Consider the following 813-nt stretch of genomic DNA (forward strand, 5'->3'; position numbering starts at 1 on the left):
CCCTAGAGAGCTTGGCAATTATCGCTTTTCAAGCACATACCCTACGCCCCGAAGCGTATGTATCAGCTTGGTCTCGAAAGGGTCATCTATCTTGGCTCTGAGTCTTCGAATCGACACCTCTACAACGTTTGTATCACAGTCAAAGTTCATATCCCAAACCTGCGAGATAATCTGTGTACGGCTCAGTACTACGCCACTATTACGCATCAGATAATGCAATAATGCGAATTCTTTCGTAGTCAAATCAATGCGCTGGCCATCCCTGAAGGCTCTGTGCCGGCTCTGATCAAGCTCCAGGTCAGCCACGCGAATAACCTCTGCTGATGCGGGGTGATCTGACCTGCGCATCAAAGCGCGAACCCGGGCCAGCAGCTCAGGGAATTCGAATGGTTTGATCAGGTAGTCATCTGCGCCGTTCTCTAGCCCTCGGACCTTATCCGCCAGCCGGCTTCTCGCCGTCAGCATCATGATGCGGGAAGGGCAATTTTTGCGGCGCAATAACTCAAGAACCTGCCAACCATCCATCTCTGGGAGGTTTATATCGAGAATAATCAGCTCGTATTCGTGCTGCTTGGCCAAGAATAATCCATCTGAGCCGGTGTGGACGCAATCTACGACATAGCCACACTCCGTCAGACCTTGACGCACATACTCCGCAGTTTTTACTTCATCCTCAATTACCAGAATTCGCATGGGATTTTGTCTCGATATCACTGAGCAATTAACCGCGCACGCGCGCCGGCATTATTGAAAGGGATGGTAAATCAAAATGAGCGTGCCGGGGCTCAAATGACGGATTTGTAATTTCTAGGG

The 813-nt window shown here is 50.2% G+C and carries 1 protein-coding gene; it reads right to left on the reverse strand.

Annotation, left to right across the window (positions count from 1 at the left end):
- Positions 1 to 18: 18 nt before the first annotated feature.
- Positions 19 to 693, reverse strand: a complete 675-nt coding sequence (locus tag PM2_RS29450) for a heavy metal response regulator transcription factor (protein ID WP_042132657.1) — start codon at positions 691 to 693, stop codon at positions 19 to 21.
- Positions 694 to 813: the final 120 nt, after the last annotated feature.

Source organism: Pseudomonas monteilii NBRC 103158 = DSM 14164 (genome assembly GCF_000730605.1).
Taxonomy (GTDB): Bacteria; Pseudomonadota; Gammaproteobacteria; order Pseudomonadales; family Pseudomonadaceae; genus Aquipseudomonas; species Aquipseudomonas monteilii.

Bases quoted from the DNA above. Each gene is read 5' to 3' on its own strand.
- PM2_RS29450 (WP_042132657.1), bottom strand. From the start codon at position 693: ATGCGAATTCTGGTAATTGAGGATGAAGTAAAAACTGCGGAGTATGTG.